Consider the following 18,436-nt stretch of genomic DNA (forward strand, 5'->3'; position numbering starts at 1 on the left):
TAATCCTCCGCGGCAGTGGCTGCCGTTAGCTGTTGTCGGTCTTGCGACGATTTCGTTTGGCAAGAACATTAATGATTTCAACGCCTGCCGAAAAGGCCATGGCGAAATAGATGTAACCGCGCGGGATGTGAAACCCCAGACCGTCCGCGACCAGCGCGACGCCGATAAGAAGCAGGAAAGACAGGGCCAGCATCTTCGTGGTCGGATGCTTCTGGATGAACGAGGCTACCGGTCCCGAGGCTATGAACATCACGATCATTGCCAGAACGACAGCGGCGACCATGACCTCGATGTGCTCGGCCATGCCGATCGCGGTGATGATGGAATCGACGGAAAAGACAAGATCGATGACGATGATCTGGGCGATGACCGCCGCAAAACTCATCTTGATGTCACGCGGAGCCCCCTCCTCGCCTTCCCCCTCGATCCCGTTGTGAATCTCGTGCGTGGCCTTGAAGAGCAGGAACAGGCCACCGGCGATCAGGATCGCGTCCCTCCAGGAAAAGGTATGGTCGCCGAGACTGAAGAACGGCGCCGTCAGCCCGACCAGCCACGTCAGGACGGACAACAGGGCGATGCGGAACACCAGCGCCAGAGCAAGACCGATCTGCCGGGCACGATGCGCCATCGCTGCCGGAAGGCGTGAAACGATTACAGAGATGAAGACGATGTTGTCGATGCCGAGCACGATTTCCATGACCGTCAGGGTCACGAGACTTGCCCAGATCTGAGGATCCGTTACCCAGGCCAGCATGGCTACCTCTGTTTTGTGTGCTATTTCGGCAGAAAATCAGTCAACCCGGTCGAGCAGTTGCTGTACTGCGGAAACCGAGAACAGATACAGGCTCGCGGCAGTAAATATCAGCGCATAAACACCGTCGAGTGACATGTCGTTCAAGATTGCCAGGGCAGCAAGGCCCATCCAGAGCAAAGTGACCGGCAAGGTCAGCACGCGCCAGCGGCGCACGCGGACCGGATGCACGAAACGGACGGGCGCAAAGGTCAGCGCACAGCACAGGAGCACGAATGCGATGGTGAAGCCTTCGGAAGGCGACAGCACCATCAGACCGAAAACCGCCATATTCCAGCCGGCCGGAAAGCCCTTGAAGGAACCGTCCGGTGTTTTCATGCCGTTGTCGGCAAAATAGAGCGCGCCCGTGAAGACGACGAGCCCGCCGCAAATCCAGTTCCAGGGCTGCGACAGCATAAGGCTCCAGGACAGCGCGAATGCCGGCAGGAACACATAGGTCGCATAATCGATGACAAAATCGAGAGAGGCTCCCGACCAGCGGGGCAGTCGTTCGGCGATATTGTAGCGCCGGGCGAGTGGGCCATCTATCCCGTCGACAAAAAAGGCCAGACCAAGCCAGGCGAACATTTCCGACCACCGCCCCTGAGCACCCGCAAGAAGGGCCACCAGGGCAATCGGCGCGCCTGAAGCGGTCAGAATATGGATCAGGAACAGGACCGGTTCCGGAGCCTCTTTGCCTGGCGTAATATCTGTCACGGGGTTTCCCTATTTATAGGCCAGAGCAAGGTTCAGTCTTAAACAGCGCCTGGATTGATTAATTCATTCCCCGCCCAGCGAATTCACAGGTGCTGGGACAATCATCTATTGCAATCGTATGACAGTGTGAACCGAAAAAACAGTCCTGCTCCGCTTTCGGGCTGAAACACGTGTAAAAACTTCCCGGACGACGGTCAGGCAGGCGCGGCGGCCAGCAGCACCGTTGATGCCAGAAACCCTGCCCAGAGGATCAGGAAAACACCGATTGCAGCCGGAAAGAACCGGCTGGGAAAGGTTTTCTCCAGCACCATGATGCCGCCAAGCAAGGCGATCCAGACGATGTTCATGATGCCGACGGCGAACATCACTGTCATGACCGCCCAACAACAGCCAAGACATGCCAGCCCCTGGATCATGCCTTCCCTGAATCCGGAGAGTAATTGTCCAGGTTCCCAGCCGCCAATCCAGCGCGGATACCAGCATCTGCGCAGGCAGGCCTGCTTGGCGGGAGTGAACTGGTATATGCCGGCCACGAAGAGAACCGATGTCGTCAAGGCGAGGCTCACCGGCGCCATCATCTCGGAAAGGGCGCCGAGAGAAAAAAGCAGCCATTGCGCGAATGTCGCCACAAGTGCATAGGCAATCCAGACGAGCAGATAGCCCAATGCAGCAGACATAACAGGAAGGGCCGAAGTGCTGTCCTTGCGGCCACTAGCGGACAATCGGGTCGAATAGGACCGCAGCATGGGCACAGCCGTCGGCAACATCATCGCCACGGCCATCATGGACCACATCAGAAATATCTTGCCGAGGGCGGCAAGGGTCATCTCCGTTCCCGGCATGCCGAAAGTCGCGCCTGCGGGAAGGCAAAGGACAGCAAGAGCTGCCCGGGCTTCCGGAGACAGATCCCTGAAAATATTGAATCTGTTGAGAACGCCCATGCCCGGACCGGCCTGGCTCATATCCATGACCGGAACCATGTCGGCGACCATCGCGACCAGATAAGTCCAGCCGCAGATGGACAATACCGCAACAAACGCCAAGACCAGCGGCCATGCCCGGCCCCCGGCCTCCATGTCTGCCTGGCTTTTGTCGTTCTGCGGACTGGAAACATGTGTCATGTCGGGAAGAGTTTCACTGTTCCGGATTGATCCTGTCAATCGAGTAACCGTATTGGCCTCTTCGGAAATTGATATTTGTCATCATGTGACGGTGACACACATAGAAGCGTACGGACCTGGCCTGCGGATGCGTGCTTTGGTCCCGTTGCAAAAGCGATGCAAAAGGACAATCACTTGCGGGCAGATGAACTGGCAGTTAGACGCGTTGATCCGGTTGGAACCATGGCAAAGACAAAACAGGCAAGAATGTTCGACATAGCAGTTGTGGGTGGCGGTCCATCGGGCCGTATCGCGGCCCTGAGGTTTGCCAAGAGCGGGTTCTCCACCGCCCTGGTGGCAACGAACGGTGGCATGCCGGATGGCCGGACAACGGCTTTGTGGCAGAAATCCATCTCGCTTCTTGAGGAAATAGGTGTCTGGCCGCAAATACGCGAAAACGCCGCACAGCTTCGGAAGATGCGGATGATCGATGACACGGGCCGTCTGATACGGGCCCCGGAAGTCATTTTCGACAGTGCGGAACTGGAGCTGGAAGAGTTTGGTTTCAATATGTTGAACAGCAATCTTAATGCTGTTCTTGAGGAACACTGCGCCACAGCCAAGAACATCACTCTCGTCGACAGCACCGTGACCAAAGTAGACTTTCTACCGCAAAGCGCTGTTCTGCATGCCGAGACCGGCGAGGTCATCGAGGCGCGTCTCGTTGTCGCCGCTGACGGCCGTAATTCGCTGGTCCGCAAAGCGGCGGACATCGATGTCAGGCATTGGTCCTATCCGCAGGCCGCCCTTGTGCTCAATCTGGAACACAGCCTGCCCCATCACGGAATCTCGACTGAATTTCACACGCCAACTGGTCCTTTCACGCTTGTTCCCCTGCCCGGCCGTCAGTCTTCATTGGTGTGCGTAGAAAGCGTCGATGGTGCGGAGCGTTTGCTTGAAATGAAAGACGCCCTGATCGAAATGGAGCTGGAACGGCGCGCGCATTCCATCCTTGGCAGCTTCAAACTTGTCTCGCAGGTGCAGAGCTTTCCGCTGTCGGGCCTCTCCGCGACGCGTCTAGTTGGCGACCGGGTGGCGCTCATCGGCGAAAGCGCACATGTCTTTCCGCCAATCGGTGCGCAGGGTCTGAACCTGTCGCTCCGCGATATCGCCGATCTGGACAAGGTGCTTTCCAGGGCTGCCGCACGGCAGCAGGACGTTGGCGGTCAGGATGTACTGAAATCCTACGAGGCAAATCGCAAGAGCGATGTCCGAACCAGAACACAGGCAGTGGACCTTCTCAACCGGTCACTGCTCACCGGCCTGTTGCCTGTGCAGCTTGCGCGCGGCGCCGGGATGTATCTGGCCGGAAAGGTCGGTCCCTTCCGCAGACTGCTGATGCGCGAAGGCATGGCGCCAGGCAGCGGTTTCACCCTCAGCAGATAAATCCGCGGCTCATACAGGCAGTATCATGACCTCACGGCTCTGCGTTTTCTGGAATGGTAAGTGAGCGCCATGGTGATCATCTGACGCAATTCGTTTTCAGGAACCGGGTCGCCGAGTCTGAAGTGGACACTGCGGTCTCCCCCAAAGCGAAGATGCGGAAACAGGGCCCGCCACTCCGACACAAGCGAGGACTGACAGTTCACATAGAGCGCATAATCGCCATTTTGCGATGTGTCCCGATCGATGCGGATCGTGGTGCCTGTTTTGGGACCGGTCGTCAGAAAGCTCGGTTGTCCCCATTTCAGGGTCTCTTCAAGCACGCCGATCTCCGCGTTCTGCCGGGCGGTGTCCCGGATCAACTGGCGCAACTTCAACAAGGCGTTTTTCAACGCTTCAGGGTAGCTGTGCAGGACGGATTGAACATCGGTGCGGGAAGTCATGCGCGGCGATCCTGAAATGTACCTGTCTGAGAGTTCCCAATCATATCCCTCAACGCAGAGGCAGGAAACCACTGGTAAGCGCCCAGATAAACGCGGTGACCGTGACGATGGATACCGCCGTGCCGAACAGCACGAAACTCGACGCGCGTTGCACATAGACCCCGTATTGCTGCGCTATGACGAAGACATTCGTGGCAGGAGGCAGACAGGCCATGAGTACGGCGGTCGCAACCCAGTTGGGATCGAAACCGCCAAGCCAGCTCAACAACAGGAATATCAGGATCGGGTGCAGGACAAGCTTGACCGACAGAACAAGCGGCATTTCCAGCGGAATATGTCCGACCGGCCGCAGGGCTATGCTAACGCCCATGGCGAACAGCGCACAGGGTGCGGCGGCGCTGCTGAGATATCTGAGCATGGTGTCTATGGCCACAGGTGGCTGGAATTTCAGAGCGGCGGCGAGAACCCCGGCGATGGTTGCCAGGATGAAGGGGTGCGTGAAGATCTTGAACAGGATCTTCTTGAGCGTGACGAAAAGAGATTCGTCCTCTGTGCCCGCGAGCGCCATCAGCAAGGGAGCCAGGATGAACATCAGCGCATTGTCGAACGCGAGGATCAATGCGGTCGGTACTGTTGCCTGTTCTCCAAGGACCGCAAGCGTCAGGCCCGGGCCCATGTAGCCGACATTGGAATAGGCGCCGGCGATACCCAGAATTGTGGATTCGGCGATGCTGCCTCTTGTCGCCACAACCCCGATGCAGAAGGAAATTGCGAAGACGATGTATGTTGTGAACGTCGTTGCGCTGATGAAGGACAGGTTGGCCAGTTCTTCAAACGGCGTTTCGGACAGCAGCCGGAAGAACAAGGCCGGCAGAGCAAGATAGACCACAAAGAAATTCATCCAGCTCAGGCCTGCTTCCGGCAAATTCCGGATTTTTCCCGCTGCGAATCCCAAAAGGATCAACCCGAAAAACGGCAAGGCCAGTGTGATGACGTTCTGCATTCTACTTCCCAAGACAAGGTAGGGTAACTCGTGTGAGCGGGTCTGTGTCCGTTATGGTGCTTGCTTCTTACGTCCTGCTTGGCTATGGGACGCTTTGCCGGCGGATTGGCGTAGCGATCCGCATTCCAATCAGGTCTGCGGCCGCATCGCAAGTGCGCTTTCCGGCGCACATGGTTGGAGTGAGCCTTTTCGTCGACGAATGGCGCAGAAGATGAAAGCACCTGTTCCTGATGTCACGGAAGAAACGACAGAAAAACGCACCAAGGCTCACCGCCTTCCAGAATTGGGTGGAAGGTGTCGCGCTCAAGGCCGCGATCTGGCTGTTCCGTCTCATTCCGGTTGACGTCGCCTCCGGCGTCATGGGATTCCTGTGGCGAAAGCTGGCGCCCTTCAATGCACGGCACAAAAGGGCACTGGGGCATCTCGAAGACGCCCTGCCCGACTTGAGCGCCGAGGAACGGGAAGCCATCGTTCGGGGGATGTGGGAGAACCTTGGCCGCGTTACCGCCGAAACCTTTCACATCGACAAACTACTGCGTCAGCCACACCGTTTCGAAGCCGATGCCGACGAGATCACCTCGCAAGTCCTCAATGGCGACCGTGCCTGCCTGTTTGTCTCCTTCCATAGTGGCAACTGGGAACTCGTCGTCCAGCCGGCGGTCGAAAAAGGAATAGCGATCACCGGGGTTTACCAGGCTCTGCGCAACCCGAAGGCCGACGCGGAGCTCAGTGCGCTCAGGCAGGACCTCTACAAAGGCGGATTGCTGTCCAAGGGACACCGTACAGCGCGAAAAATACTCACCACTTTGAAAAATGGCGGCGTTGTCGCGATGATGGCGGATCTGCGGGAAACACGAGGAATTCAGGTACCGTTTTTTGGCCGTATGGCCTATGCCACGCCTGTCCCCGCCTCGCTGGCAAGATCCTGCGATGTTCCGATTGTCGTGGGCCGCGTCATTCGCAAAAAGGGTGTGAATTTCCGGATCGAAGGCCGGGCCATTTCCTTTCCGGTGACAGAAGACCGTCAGGCCGATATCGAAGCGACAACGAGGCAAATTCACGCTATTTTTGAAAGCTGGATCCGGGAATATCCGGAACAGTGGATGTGGATTCACAAGAAGTGGGCGCCTCCCGGCAAGTCTTCCGCCCAGAAACAGGCCAGGCGCGCTGCCGCCGCCAAGGTCGCCAATTCCGGGAATTAGCGGTCTGCTTCAAAGGAAGAAACCGCGCTTTCGCCTTTCGGTGCATAGTTGCGGCGCAGCATAAGCGCTATAGATCTTTTTTGTTCAGCGGAGGATCGCGGATTCATGAAGACCCCAGGTGCGTTTTACAAGCCGCTTGCCATCGGTGCACCGGCACCTTTCCGGGAACCGCCCGTTTCCCTGGAACGCATGATCCATTTCGTACCGCCGCACATTGAAAAGATGCGCGCGAAGGTGCCTGAACTCATCCACAAGGTCGATGTGATTCTCGGCAATCTCGAAGACGCCATCCCCGCGGATGCCAAGACAGAAGCCCGCGCAGGCTTTATTCAGATGGTCAGAGACAATGAATTCGGTGAAACCGGTCTCTGGACCCGGGTGAATTGTCTCAACAGTCCCTGGTTCCTCGACGATCTTATGGAAATCGTGCCGGCCGTCGGCGACAAGCTCGATGTCATCATGCTGCCCAAGGTCGAGGGCGTATGGGACATTCATTATCTCGATCAGCTGCTGGCCCAGTTGGAGGCCCGGGCGGGTCTTTCCAGGCCGATCATGATCCATGCGATTCTGGAGACTGCCGAAGGCGTCAAGAATGTAGAACAGATTGCGGCGGCAAGCCCTAGGATGCATGGTATGAGCCTCGGGCCTGCCGACCTTGCCGCTTCCAGGGGCATGAAGACGACCCGTGTCGGCGGAGGGCACCCCGATTACGCAGTGCTGTCGGATGCCGATGGAACGGGCGCGCGGGCGGCTTATCAGCAGGATCTTTGGCACTATACCGTCGGCAAGATGGTCGATGCATGCCTGTCCTGTGGGCTGAAACCCTTTTATGGTCCTTTCGGGGACTTTTCTGACCCTGAAGCCTGCGAAAGTCAGTTCCGCAACGCCTTCCTGATGGGATGCCTGGGTGCGTGGTCGTTGCACCCGACCCAGATCGACATTGCAAAGAAGGTTTTCTCTCCGGACCCGGTCGAAGTTGCATTTGCCGCCAAGATCCTTGCAGCCATGCCGGACGGTACGGGGGCAGTCATGATCGACGGAAAAATGCAGGACGATGCAACCTGGAAGCAAGCAAAGGTGATTGTTGATCTCGCCAAACTCGTTGCTTCCAAGGATACGGGGCTTGCTGCCGTTTACGGTCTTTAGAAAATCTCAAGGCCAGGTGTGTAAAGTTTAATGTTGCAACGCTTGCAAGCTTGTCGTTGACAGGCTATCCCGGCATTGCATGCAGCAGGCGGACGAGTAACCATGCGAACGGCAAAATTCAGAATTGGCCAGGTCGTCCGGCACCGGATTTACCCTTTCCGGGGTGTGATTTTCGATGTCGACCCGACTTTCAGCAATACGGAAGAGTGGTGGAACGCGATCCCTGAAGACGTGCGCCCTCTTCGCGACCAGCCTTTCTACCATCTTCTCGCCGAAAACGAGGAGACGGAATATGTTGCCTATGTCAGCGAACAGAATCTGGAACCGGACATAACCGGCGAACCGGTGCGTCATCCTCAGGTCGAGGAAATTTTCGAAGAACAGACCGATGGTTCGTATCTGCCGCGCAGCGTCGAAATTCATTAAAGAACCAAGCGCGAGATAAGCTGGCGCGATATTTGAACGCCGCGGAGGAGCCCGCGGCGTCGTCAGGATTGGCTGCAGCCTACTGCAAATGGCAGACGTCTGTTCCACCGGGTGTCGTGATAGAGACGGAATCGCCCTTTGAATGAAGACTATAGCGGCCGTCGCTGTAGAGAGATCCGGAACCAGAAGGAACCTGCTCAAGCCGGATTTTTTCCGGACTGTCGTAGCCGAACAGAATATATCCATCGCCTTCGTTGTAATAGGTCACATCAAGCGGAAGTCCCTCCGGGCAGGTGTACCGAACATGGATGACGTCAGAGGACGTTTGTGGGGCGACGTCGGCGATTGCATTTGTAATGGCATACAATGGCGTTTTTCCCTGATTGCCGATCCCGTACATGACCTGCTTCCGATGAAGATCAAGCTGCAATGAAACACTGCGCGACGCATCAAATAGATAAACCGACCACTCGTCCCTGTTCTGCTCCTGAAAAAGGAAGGCAACCCGGCCCTGGGTATTCAGTTCCTCCCACTGGCCTCCGCCAGCCTGTGAAAAGCTGCCGTTCGAATGGAAGACCTGGGAGACATTGTAACCGTTGACCGGTATCTGTGCATTCGGCTTCGCCGGACTGTTAACAGCGGGCTGTCGAGGCGCACACACCTTGTAAATGGTCGGATAGGGCGTTTGCGAGCAGAGAAGCCCGCCCCACTGAAAGCCGGTCTGCCCGTTGCCATAGCGGATCTGGAACCATTCGTAGCCATTCATCATCACGCCTGTCGCGTTGAGGATGAGAAAACTATCGCGCTCGTACAGACTGCCTACCTGCTGGTACTGCATGCCCGGACCGCTTCGAACCTTGCCGCCGAACGACTGGCCTTGCTGCGGAAAATCGACATCCGGCGAAGCAAGGATTGGCCGTACTGGCAACAAGAACATTGCCAACACGACAAAGACTGAAAAACGTTTCATCAAATTTCCTGTTTGTAACGCGCTATAGGAACTGGAAAAAAGATACTAGTACAGAGGGCGTGACAACTGATTTGTTAGACGTCCAATTCTGTTGAAATTTGTTTTCTTGTATCCGGGCAAAAAGTTGTGCTCCCGCCCGCACACAAAAATAAAGGCCGGAACGCCTGGTTCCGACCTTTATTGTTTTGCAGCCGTGCAGGCCGTCTTTCATTTGTTAACTCGAGCGTTGAGCAACCGCATGCCCGCGGGGGAGCAAAACAGCCGGCGCTGTCGTGGAACGATGCGCAAGCCGTTCTTCACCTCACAGTTTACTGGCTCGGCTTCTGAGCGTCGATCAGCTTCTGACGGGCTTCATCCGCACGCTTTTGAAGTTCGCTTTGCAGTTCTTCCTGGCGCTTTTGCAGGTCAGCCAGGTTCATGGGCTCGCCGTCATAGACGCTGGTGAAACCGATCAGCGTCATCTTGAAGACGATTTCCTTGGCCTGCTGATTGTAGGGAGCCACCCGCATTTCTCCACCCTGCTTCATCACGCTGATGAAGCTGTCGTCAATGGCCAGCTCCGCGTAGCACGCATTGGGCGCACAAATGCTGTATTTGGCCTGTACCGGTTTGCCGTCATCAATCTGGATGCGCAGTCCCGGCTGGAGCAAAACACCGGTCGGTACAGCTACAAGCAGCTTCTTGCGCGCCTCGCCTTCCGTCTCCTGGATGGCGATGTTGCTCAGGAACTGGCCTGTGTTGGTGCGCAGTTCAATCGATATGAAGCAGATTTCTTTCTGCGTATTCGGATTGGTGTTACACGCTTTCGTCCAAGGGCTCTTTTCTTCTTGGGCGATTGCGGGAGCACCTGCAAAAGAAGATAGGGCAAGGAATGCACCCGCTGCACATCCGAACAATCCTCTTTTCAAAACACTCTTCATCGAAACGTCCTCAATCGTGCGTGTGCGAAAACTTTCGCGTTGTTCTGAGGCATTCCGGACCCAACCGCAAGGCCCGAGAGATAATTCAAACCGTGAAAACATGGTAAGGCAGCTAATTTGGGCAAGAGGGTGACCGATTTGCAACGCAGGTGAAATCAGCGATTCAAAGCTGAATATCTTGCTGAATATCTCTTGCACCAGGCGCGTCCTTTCCAACCCTGTGATAGTCTGAAAGATGAGAATCAACAGAATCTCGGACGGTGGTCATGCGTTTCTTCATAGTTACCGAGTATCTTTGCCAATACTGTAACATCCGGCCGCTTGCCATGATGTCGGCGCTTCTTTGCGCGGCAATTGGTTTGCTTCCCGCATTTGCGGCAGATGAAGACGTGCCCTGGACCCATGCCATTTCAATGCATGGATCCCCTGCCCTCGGTCCTGACGAGCCGTTTCCTTACACCAACACGGACGCGCCGAAAGGCGGATCGATCACACTCGGTGTGCAAGGAACCTTCGACAGTCTGAATTCCTTCATTGTTCAGGGCGGCTGGACTTCGGCGCGTGGAATGCGCGAGCGGGAGATGGGCAACAACATCCTTGAAAGCCTGATGGTACGGTCCCACGCGGAGCCCTTTTCGCTTTACGGCCTCCTGGCCCAACGGGTGCGCATGCCCGACAGCCGAGAATGGATCGAGTTCGAGCTCAATCCGGATGCGAAGTTCTCCGATGGCTCTCCGGTGACCGTTGACGACGTGATCTTCTCACTAGATGTCATTCGTGATAAGGGCCGTCCGCCTTACCGGAACTGGTATGCGGCCATTGTCGACAAGCAGATAACCGGCCCCAACCGGCTGAAGCTGATATTCGAAAATGGCGATAACAGGGAATTGCCATTGCTGATCTCACTGGCGCCTATCTATTCCAGCAAACACACCGACGCCGAGACTTTCGACAAGTCATCCCTGAACCCGCCGGTCGGCTCCGGTCCCTATACCTTCAAGACAATCGAGCCCGGCCGGGTCGTCGTCTACGAGAAAAATCCCGATTACTGGGCGAAGGACCTCCCTGTCAAAGCCGGTTTCGATAATTTCGACAAAATCCGCATCGAGTATTTTCGCGATGAAACCACACTGCAGGAGGCCTTCAAAAAGGGGCTTGTTCAGGCGTTGCAATTTCGCGATCCGGCTCGCTGGGCGACAGGGTTCAATTTTCCCGCCGCCGAGAATGGCGACGTCGTGAAACTCGAGGTGCCGTTCGGTGTCCCTGCTGCCACGCAAGGCATCGCGTTCAACACACGGCGAAAACAGCTGAGCGACCCGAACGTGCGCAAGGCGCTTCGCATGCTTTTCGATTTCGAATGGGTCAATCGAAATCTCTATCACGGACTTTATACACGCACGGCCGGGTATTGGGACAATTCGGAGCTGTCGTCGGTCGGCCGTCCAGCCAGTGCGCGCGAAAAAGAGCTGCTTGCGCCCTTTCCCGATGCTGTCGATCCGGACGTCATGGCCGGAACCTGGCGCCCGGCCGATGCGGACGGGTCCGGGCGGGACAGAAAAGTAATGCGAGCAGCATTGGCTGAATTCAGCAAGGCTGGATATGGCCTGAAAGACCGGAAGCTCGTTCACGAAGAAACCGGTGAGCCGCTGACATTTGAAATCCTCGCCAAAAACGAGGACGAGGAGAAACTTGCGCTCACCTATATCCGCACTCTGGAACTTCTCGGTATCGACGCGAATGTCCGCAGTGTCGACCCTTCCCAATTCGAAGACCGCAGAACGAAGCGCGATTTCGATATGGTCTTCAACACATGGACCGCGTCCCTTTCTCCTGGGGCGGAGCAGTATGGACGCTGGTCTTCAACTGCGGCGGATGCCGAAGGGTCCTTCAACTTCGTAGGGGCGAAGGATCCTGCAATCGATGCACTCATCGACGCAATTGTCGGAGCCCGCAGCCGCGAGGAGTTCGTGGACGCAGTCCGTGCCTTCGACCGTGTGCTGATTTCCGGTGCTTATGCCGTTCCCCTGTATCACGTATCGGATGATTGGGTTGCATACTGGAACCAGGTTTCACCGACCCGGACGCATTCCCTCTACGGACACGAATATGACACGTGGTGGTCTTCCACGGCACGTTAATCGGACCAATGGACGAAAGAAAAAATGAAAGTCACCCAAGAAAGTCTTTCCAAAGAGCATCATGACAGCGGAGCCTGGTCCGATTTGCCGCTGGACGAACTCTTTCGGCAAACTGCGGCCGAACACCCGACTCGCCTCGCGATTGCGGATGCACCGGACCGGGAAGTCTGGACCGGCGGTGCTCCCCGCCAGGTTACCTATGAAGAAGCGGATCGTGAAATCGATCGCCTCGCGGCCTTCTACAGGACAGTGGGTCTCGCCACGGACCATGTCATCGGGGTGCAGGCGCCCAACACCGTGGATGCCGTGATCGCAATTCTCGCAGCATTTCGTGCGGATCTGATCATTTCCCCCCTCCCCCTCCACTGGCGCCAGAAAAACGTGCTTGCAGCGCTCAATTCCATCGGCGCGAAGGGATTTATCGCTGCAGATCGCGTCGAGACGAGAGACGTCGGCGTCGCAGCGCGGGACGTGGCGGGGGATCTGTTTTCGCTTCGCTTTGTCTTTGGCCTCGGCAAGAACATTCCCGATGGACTTATCGAACTCGGGCCGATGCTTGCGGAAATGGGAGACGGGCTCGAATTCAAGCCAAGCGAACGCCCCGACCCCGCCGATCACACGGCAACAATCTGCTGGAGCCGGAGCGGCGAGGAGAATGTTCCTGTCAGCCGTTGCCACAATCACTGGATCTCGGCTGCGCAGATGATCGTCGAAGAGGCGCATATCGGCGAAGCGAGCAGCATTCTGCTGCCCTATTCGCTCAGCGGTCTGACAGGACTGGGAGGTGGACTGGTCCCCTGGCTGCGAACCGGCGGTACACTGCATCTGCACCATCCGACATCTCTGGCAAATCTGGCCGCGCATGCCAACGATGTGAAGGCGGACGTGGTCATGACGCCCGGTCCGCTCGCGCAGACGCTCGATCGGAAGCTGAGCGACCACGAAACCACAATTCTGGCTGCCTGGAACATTGCCGCGCCACGTCCGACAACCTTCGTTGCCCGCAGAAGACTGGTCGATCTGCATATTGCCGATGAATTTGCCCTCATGGCCAAGGCGCGCGGACCTTCCGCCAAGATGAAAGCGATGGCGCTGGGAAAGCACTGCGGGCCGAACGGGTGTGAAAGCGGGCCAGCCCTTCTGGAAATTTCAGTTGCCGACGCCACGGAGGGCCTCGGTCCGTCTCTTCTTGTCAAGGGGCCCATGGTTCCAGAGGTCGGCTGGCACACCATCAATGGCGAAAACCTCAAGGTCCACCGGGACACCGCTGGTTTCCTGAACACCAATATCGGGGTGGACCTTGTTGAAGGTGGAATTTCCGGGTTCGGCATTCCCGGACGATATGCGTTGGGAACCGGCAACCTCGAAGCGGTTGATCTGATCTACGCCGACTATGAGGGAGTGAAGGAAGCTGCTGCCTTCATTGTCGCAGACTCGATCCTTGGCGCCAGAATGTATGCGGCCCTGGTTCCCGAGCAAGGTCAGGTCCCGGATGCCGGTGCTTTCTTTGCTTATCTCGATGCGGAAGGAGTTGACCTTGCCAAGATCCCTCATCGTGTGCTGATTTTACAATCGTTGCCACGGAATGCGGATGGGACAGTCTCCCGTGAGCGATTGACGATGCGCACACAGCGGTTGCCTGCTTCCGCTGTGGCATAGGTGGGGAACCGGAATGGATGTTGAAACCTCGCTTTCCTGGCGTGGACCATATTGGTATGCGGGGCGGCGCCCGAAACGAAACGGCAATGGCGACGAACCGGAAGATCTGGATGTTGCTCTTGTAAACATGTTCGAACGGGGTGGCCGTCTTCCAACTGCCTTGCCGGCCGCGATTGTCGTCGATGTGACCTGCCTTGAAGACGGTCAGGTGGACCCGTTTTTTGATTGGCTGAAAGCACAGATGCAGACCCTTGACAGCGAGGTTCCGTTTTATGTGCTCACCGGGAGCGACAGTACGTTGCCGGAAGGATTGCGTGCCACGGCCATAATCGACCGGATCGTTCCGGACGACATTCTTTTGATGCTGATCTGCATTCATCAGCGCGCGCTTCTGCGTTCTGAAGAGGCCCAGCTTCGCCGCCGGATTTTTGGCCGGATTCCCGGTTTTGGTACTGCCCCCCATCATTCAGGGTCGAGCAGCCTTCTTGTTGTCGGTTTGAGTGGACGGTTTCTGGAGTGGCAGGACGCAAGCGACCAAAAGGTCGAAGTCGTCGGTGCCTTTGACGGAAACATGGCCGTGGAATTCATGTCGAAACGGGCATTCGATGCCGTCGTGGTCGATGCTGCGTTTGAGGATGCTATCGACTATATGCAGCAGATCCGCAGGGATTCCCGCTTTGCGGGGCTTCCAGTGCTGGCTGTCTGCGAGAGGGAGGAAGATCTGGTGCAGTTGTTCCGCAACGGGGCATCAGATGTTCTGGTTGGCGAGAACCGCAAGGAAACCCTCTCCCGCCGCCTGACCTCCGCCATCAGATTCGGCAAGCGCCGTCGTCTGGCGGATAGAATCCTGGCGGAAAGCCACTTGTGGCTCCGGCAACGGCTCCACGAAGGTGGTCTCGGTGTGAAGGATTACACCGCCTATCTTGAGGCCTGCAGCAACGCACTTGCTGTTCGGGGTCTGGACCTTTGGGAAATGCGTCTTGAACCTGAAAATTTTGGTCTTTCCATCAACTCCTCGCAGGAGCTTGCGGAATTCAACGCCACCTTGCTGTCAATTGCCGACGCGACAAGCCGCGACGAGGACCTTGTCTGCCTGGTGCGCGATTTCGGACCGGTGGCAGTACTCAAAAACGAGGCGGGGATAGGCCGGCTGCAGAAAAGGATCAATGCGATCCTCGCTCATACGGTGCTCTAGGGTAACGCGATACGCGTTCAGTCGGTTCGGAAATTGGTGTCGCCGGGATGGGAGATTGCAGGAAACAACCTGGCTCTCCTATGCCGGGTTACCACCCGCAGGTACAATATTATGGAGATGTGCCCCAGGTGCCTTGCCCTGATTTTGCCCCGATATTTGGATTGAATCGATCTTTCATGTAATTGTGCGTGAAATGCGATGCAGATGCATAAGCGCCAACTCAGACCCGGGATTGTGAATGACCGAATTTCCTCCTTTGACCGTGGACGTTGTTTCCGACGTCATGTGCCCGTGGTGCTATATCGGCAAGAGACGCTTGGAAACGGCCCTGAGATCGGTTCCTCAATTGAATGTGACAGTCCGTTGGCATCCCTTCCAGTTGGACGCGTCTCTGCCCAAAACGGGTAAGGACAGGCAGAAGTATCTCAGCGACAAGTTCGGCGGCATTGAAAAGGCGGATAGTTTCTACCGCCAGATCAAGGCAGCGGGTCTGGAAGAAGGGATCGATTTCGCCTTCGACGACATCAGACTTTCGCCGAATACGCTTGATTGCCACCGCCTGATCCTGTGGTCGCGCGCCGACGACCTTCAGGACGAAGTCGTCGAGCGGCTGTTCGATGCCTATTTCCTGAAAGGCGAGGATCTGACAAAATCCGAGACGCTGGTGCGGATTTCTGAGGAGGCCGGCATGCAATCCGACCTTGTGGAACAGCTTTTGGAAACGGATACCGACCTCGACAAGGCCGAGGCGGAAATCGCAAATGCTCAGGCGGCCGGCATCACCGGAGTTCCGTGTTTCATCATCGATGGACGTTTCGTTCTTGCGGGTGCGGAAAAGGCAGAGACGATTGCTGCCGCACTGCTGCACGCGGAAGAAACCCGCACAGATCAGGATTCGCAATCGGCAGTCTGAGTTGCTGAAACTCTGCGGCACAAAAAAAGCCCCGGACAATCCGGGGCTTTCGTCGTTTTCAATTGCCTCGAGCCTTCAGCCCTTCAGGATGGATCTTCCGGCGTAGATAGCCTGAAGGCCAAGCTCTTCCTCGATACGGAGCAGTTGATTGTATTTCGCCAACCGGTCGGAACGGGCGAGAGATCCGGTTTTGATCTGTCCGCAATTGGTGGCAACGGCCAGATCGGCAATGGTGGCGTCCTCGGTTTCGCCGGAGCGGTGGGACATGACCGCGCTGTAGGCCGCCTTGTGAGCGGTTTCCACAGCATCGAGAGTTTCCGACAAGGTGCCGATCTGATTGACTTTGATCAGGATCGAATTGGCGACACCCATGTCGATACCCTTGCGCAGACGCTCGGAATTGGTCACGAACAAGTCGTCGCCGACGAGTTGGCATTTGTCGCCAATCAGGTCGGTGGTGGCTTTCCAGCCGTCCCAGTCATCCTCGGCCAGGCCGTCTTCGATGGAGATGATCGGGTAGCGGGCGGCGAGGTCGGCCAGGTAACCGGCCATTTCGCCCGGTGCCAGCGACTTGCCTTCGCCATCAAGCGCATATTTGCCGTCCTTGAAAAATTCCGTCGAAGCGGCGTCGAGCGCGAGATAGACATCTTCGCCCGGTTTGTAGCCGGCGGATTCGATCGCCTTCATGACGAATCCAATTGCCGTGTCGGTCGATTCCAGGTTGGGTGCGAATCCACCCTCGTCGCCGACATTGGTGTTATGGCCGGCTGCGCCGAGCGCCTTTTTGAGCGTGTGGAAGATTTCCGTTCCCATGCGCATTGCTTCGCTGAAGGATTCAGCGCCAACAGGCATGATCATGAATTCCTGGAAATCGATCGGGTTGTCGGCATGCGCGCCGCCGTTGATGATGTTCATCATCGGTACCGGCAGGGTCCGGGCGGACGTACCGCCAACATAACGGTAGAGCGGCAGACCGGAGGCTTGGGCGGCGGCGCGGGCAACGGCAAGGGAAACGCCGAGGATGGCGTTTGCGCCGAGGCGCGCCTTGTTCGGGGTGCCGTCGAGATCAATCATGGCCTGATCGATCTGCAACTGGTCCTCGGCCTCAAGACCGCCAACCGTCTCGAAAATCTCTCCATTGACGGCATCGACTGCCTTTTGCACACCCTTGCCCAGGAAGCGGTCGCCACCGTCGCGCAGCTCAACAGCCTCATGCGCACCGGTGGAGGCGCCGGAGGGCACCGCCGCCCGGCCGAAGGAACCGTCCTCCAGGAAAACATCGACTTCAACGGTCGGATTACCACGGCTGTCAAAGATCTGACGGCCGATAACATCAATAATGGCGGTCATGGAAAGAACTCCCTATCGCATGTACCTGAACTGACAATCTGCCGGACGGTGACCCGGCGCTTTCCGTATCCGCCGGAGCGGCTGCATAACATGAAAAAGCCGCCCAACCGCACGGCCTCAAAAAAGCTATCAGATCGCAACATCCGTAGCCTTCGTAACTTCATCGAGCGCCTTCAACCGCTTCAGCAGCGCTTCAAGGTCTTTAAGGGGAACCATGTTCGGGCCGTCCGACGGTGCATTGTCCGGGTCTGGATGGGTCTCGATAAACAGACCGGCGACACCAACCGCAATCGCGGCGCGCGCGAGCACGGGCACCATGGTGCGATCACCGCCGGTGGATGCCCCCTGCCCGCCGGGCTGCTGAACGGAATGGGTCGCGTCAAAGACGACCGGCGCGCCCGTCGCAGCCATGATCGGCAGGGACCGCATGTCGCTGACGAGCGTATTGTAACCAAAACTGGCGCCGCGTTCTGTCAGAAGAACATTCGAGTTTCCCGACTCGGTCACTTTGGCCAGAACGTTCTTCATGTCCCAAGGGGCAAGGAACTGGCCTTTCTTTACGTTAACGACTTTTCCGGTGTTCGCGGCTGCGATCAGAAGGTCCGTCTGACGGCAGAGAAACGCCGGGATCTGCAGAATATCGACCACTTCGCCGACCGGGGCGCATTGTTCCGGTGCATGGACATCGGTCAGAACGGGCATGTCGTAGGTTTCGCTGATTTCGGCGAATATGGGCATCGCCTCCTTCATACCCAGACCGCGCTTGCCCGACAAGGACGTCCGGTTTGCCTTGTCGTAAGACGTCTTGAATACGGTGCTGATGCCGAGCCTGCCGGTGATTTCCTTGATGGCGGCCGCACATTCCAGTGCGTGTTCGCGGCTTTCCATCTGGCATGGACCCGCTATGAGGCTGAACGCCGCTTCATTGTCAAATATCACATTTCCAACGGAAACAACGCGGTTCGCCTGGGTCATTTTTCACCAATGTTTTCAGTACGGATTTCGTCCGGACAACAGCCTT

At 56.9% G+C, this 18,436-nt stretch carries 17 protein-coding genes; 8 read left to right on the forward strand and 9 right to left on the reverse strand.

All coding sequences use genetic code 11. The features are described 5' to 3' along the window. Positions 1-25: 25 nt before the first annotated feature. From OA90_RS12430 to OA90_RS12440, 3 genes are all read right to left on the reverse strand, one after another. Positions 26-754, reverse strand: coding sequence for a TerC family protein (locus OA90_RS12430; protein WP_068411684.1), 729 nt, complete (start codon positions 752-754; stop codon positions 26-28). A gap of 36 nt (positions 755-790) precedes the next feature. Continuing rightward, complete coding sequence (locus OA90_RS12435; protein ID WP_068411688.1) at positions 791-1,507, reverse strand: CDP-alcohol phosphatidyltransferase family protein; 717 nt, start codon at positions 1,505-1,507, stop codon at positions 791-793. Between the two features lie 194 nt (positions 1,508-1,701). Then, the gene (locus tag OA90_RS12440; RefSeq protein WP_068411691.1) at positions 1,702-2,628 is read right to left on the reverse strand and encodes a DUF2182 domain-containing protein; all 927 of its coding nucleotides are present in this window, start codon (positions 2,626-2,628) and stop codon (positions 1,702-1,704) included. Positions 2,629-2,850: 222 nt separating this feature from the next. Here OA90_RS12440 and OA90_RS12445 point away from each other — a divergent pair, with 222 nt between their 5' ends. After that, on the forward strand, positions 2,851-4,053 hold the full coding sequence (locus tag OA90_RS12445) for a UbiH/UbiF family hydroxylase (RefSeq protein WP_068412294.1): 1,203 nt from the start codon (positions 2,851-2,853) through the stop codon (positions 4,051-4,053). 23 nt (positions 4,054-4,076) lie between these two features. Here OA90_RS12445 and OA90_RS12450 read toward each other — a convergent pair whose 3' ends face one another. Both OA90_RS12450 and OA90_RS12455 read right to left on the reverse strand, forming a co-directional pair. Then, positions 4,077-4,493, reverse strand: coding sequence for a DUF1801 domain-containing protein (locus OA90_RS12450; protein WP_068411694.1), 417 nt, complete (start codon positions 4,491-4,493; stop codon positions 4,077-4,079). A 49-nt stretch (positions 4,494-4,542) separates the two neighbouring features. Beyond that, the gene (locus OA90_RS12455) at positions 4,543-5,496 is read right to left on the reverse strand and encodes an AEC family transporter (protein ID WP_068411697.1); all 954 of its coding nucleotides are present in this window, start codon (positions 5,494-5,496) and stop codon (positions 4,543-4,545) included. A 230-nt stretch (positions 5,497-5,726) separates the two neighbouring features. Between OA90_RS12455 and OA90_RS12460 the strand changes: the two genes are divergently transcribed. The 3 genes from OA90_RS12460 to hspQ all read left to right on the forward strand — a co-directional run bounded on the left by OA90_RS12460 (position 5,727) and on the right by hspQ (position 8,270). After that, complete coding sequence (locus tag OA90_RS12460) at positions 5,727-6,698, forward strand: lauroyl acyltransferase (protein ID WP_068411700.1); 972 nt, start codon at positions 5,727-5,729, stop codon at positions 6,696-6,698. 105 nt (positions 6,699-6,803) lie between these two features. Continuing rightward, positions 6,804-7,844, forward strand: coding sequence for a CoA ester lyase (locus OA90_RS12465; RefSeq protein ID WP_068411703.1), 1,041 nt, complete (start codon positions 6,804-6,806; stop codon positions 7,842-7,844). Positions 7,845-7,946: 102 nt separating this feature from the next. Beyond that, entirely contained in the window at positions 7,947-8,270 is a 324-nt protein-coding gene (gene hspQ, locus OA90_RS12470) for a heat shock protein HspQ (protein ID WP_068411706.1), read from the forward strand. Between the two features lie 79 nt (positions 8,271-8,349). Here hspQ and OA90_RS12475 read toward each other — a convergent pair whose 3' ends face one another. Together OA90_RS12475 and OA90_RS12480 are read right to left on the reverse strand one after the other, a co-directional pair. Further along, on the reverse strand, positions 8,350-9,240 hold the full coding sequence (locus tag OA90_RS12475; RefSeq protein ID WP_068411709.1) for an MliC family protein: 891 nt from the start codon (positions 9,238-9,240) through the stop codon (positions 8,350-8,352). Positions 9,241-9,548: 308 nt separating this feature from the next. After that, positions 9,549-10,358, reverse strand: coding sequence for an invasion associated locus B family protein (locus tag OA90_RS12480; RefSeq protein ID WP_208986106.1), 810 nt, complete (start codon positions 10,356-10,358; stop codon positions 9,549-9,551). Positions 10,359-10,426: 68 nt separating this feature from the next. On the opposite strand from OA90_RS12480, the gene OA90_RS12485 reads away from it, so the two are divergent. From OA90_RS12485 to OA90_RS12500, 4 genes are all read left to right on the forward strand, one after another. Beyond that, the gene (locus tag OA90_RS12485; protein WP_082837011.1) at positions 10,427-12,298 is read left to right on the forward strand and encodes an extracellular solute-binding protein; all 1,872 of its coding nucleotides are present in this window, start codon (positions 10,427-10,429) and stop codon (positions 12,296-12,298) included. Positions 12,299-12,322: 24 nt separating this feature from the next. Continuing rightward, positions 12,323-13,957: a class I adenylate-forming enzyme family protein gene (locus OA90_RS12490; protein WP_068411713.1), complete on the forward strand. Its 1,635-nt coding sequence runs from the start codon at positions 12,323-12,325 to the stop codon at positions 13,955-13,957. 13 nt (positions 13,958-13,970) lie between these two features. Beyond that, positions 13,971-15,152 carry a hypothetical protein gene (locus OA90_RS12495; protein ID WP_208986107.1) on the forward strand — a complete coding sequence of 394 codons (1,182 nt, stop codon included), beginning with the start codon at positions 13,971-13,973 and terminating at the stop codon, positions 15,150-15,152. Positions 15,153-15,390: 238 nt separating this feature from the next. Beyond that, a complete protein-coding gene (locus tag OA90_RS12500) occupies positions 15,391-16,065 on the forward strand; it encodes a DsbA family oxidoreductase (protein WP_068411716.1) in 675 nt (224 codons plus the stop codon). Between the two features lie 75 nt (positions 16,066-16,140). Here OA90_RS12500 and eno read toward each other — a convergent pair whose 3' ends face one another. Both eno and kdsA read right to left on the reverse strand, forming a co-directional pair. Beyond that, positions 16,141-17,415, reverse strand: coding sequence for a phosphopyruvate hydratase (gene eno, locus OA90_RS12505; protein WP_068411719.1), 1,275 nt, complete (start codon positions 17,413-17,415; stop codon positions 16,141-16,143). A 129-nt stretch (positions 17,416-17,544) separates the two neighbouring features. Beyond that, positions 17,545-18,390: a 3-deoxy-8-phosphooctulonate synthase gene (gene kdsA / locus OA90_RS12510; protein WP_068411723.1), complete on the reverse strand. Its 846-nt coding sequence runs from the start codon at positions 18,388-18,390 to the stop codon at positions 17,545-17,547. Between the last annotated feature and the right edge of the window lie 46 nt (positions 18,391-18,436).

Source organism: Labrenzia sp. OB1 (assembly GCF_001624695.1).
GTDB lineage: Bacteria > Pseudomonadota > Alphaproteobacteria > Rhizobiales > Stappiaceae > Roseibium.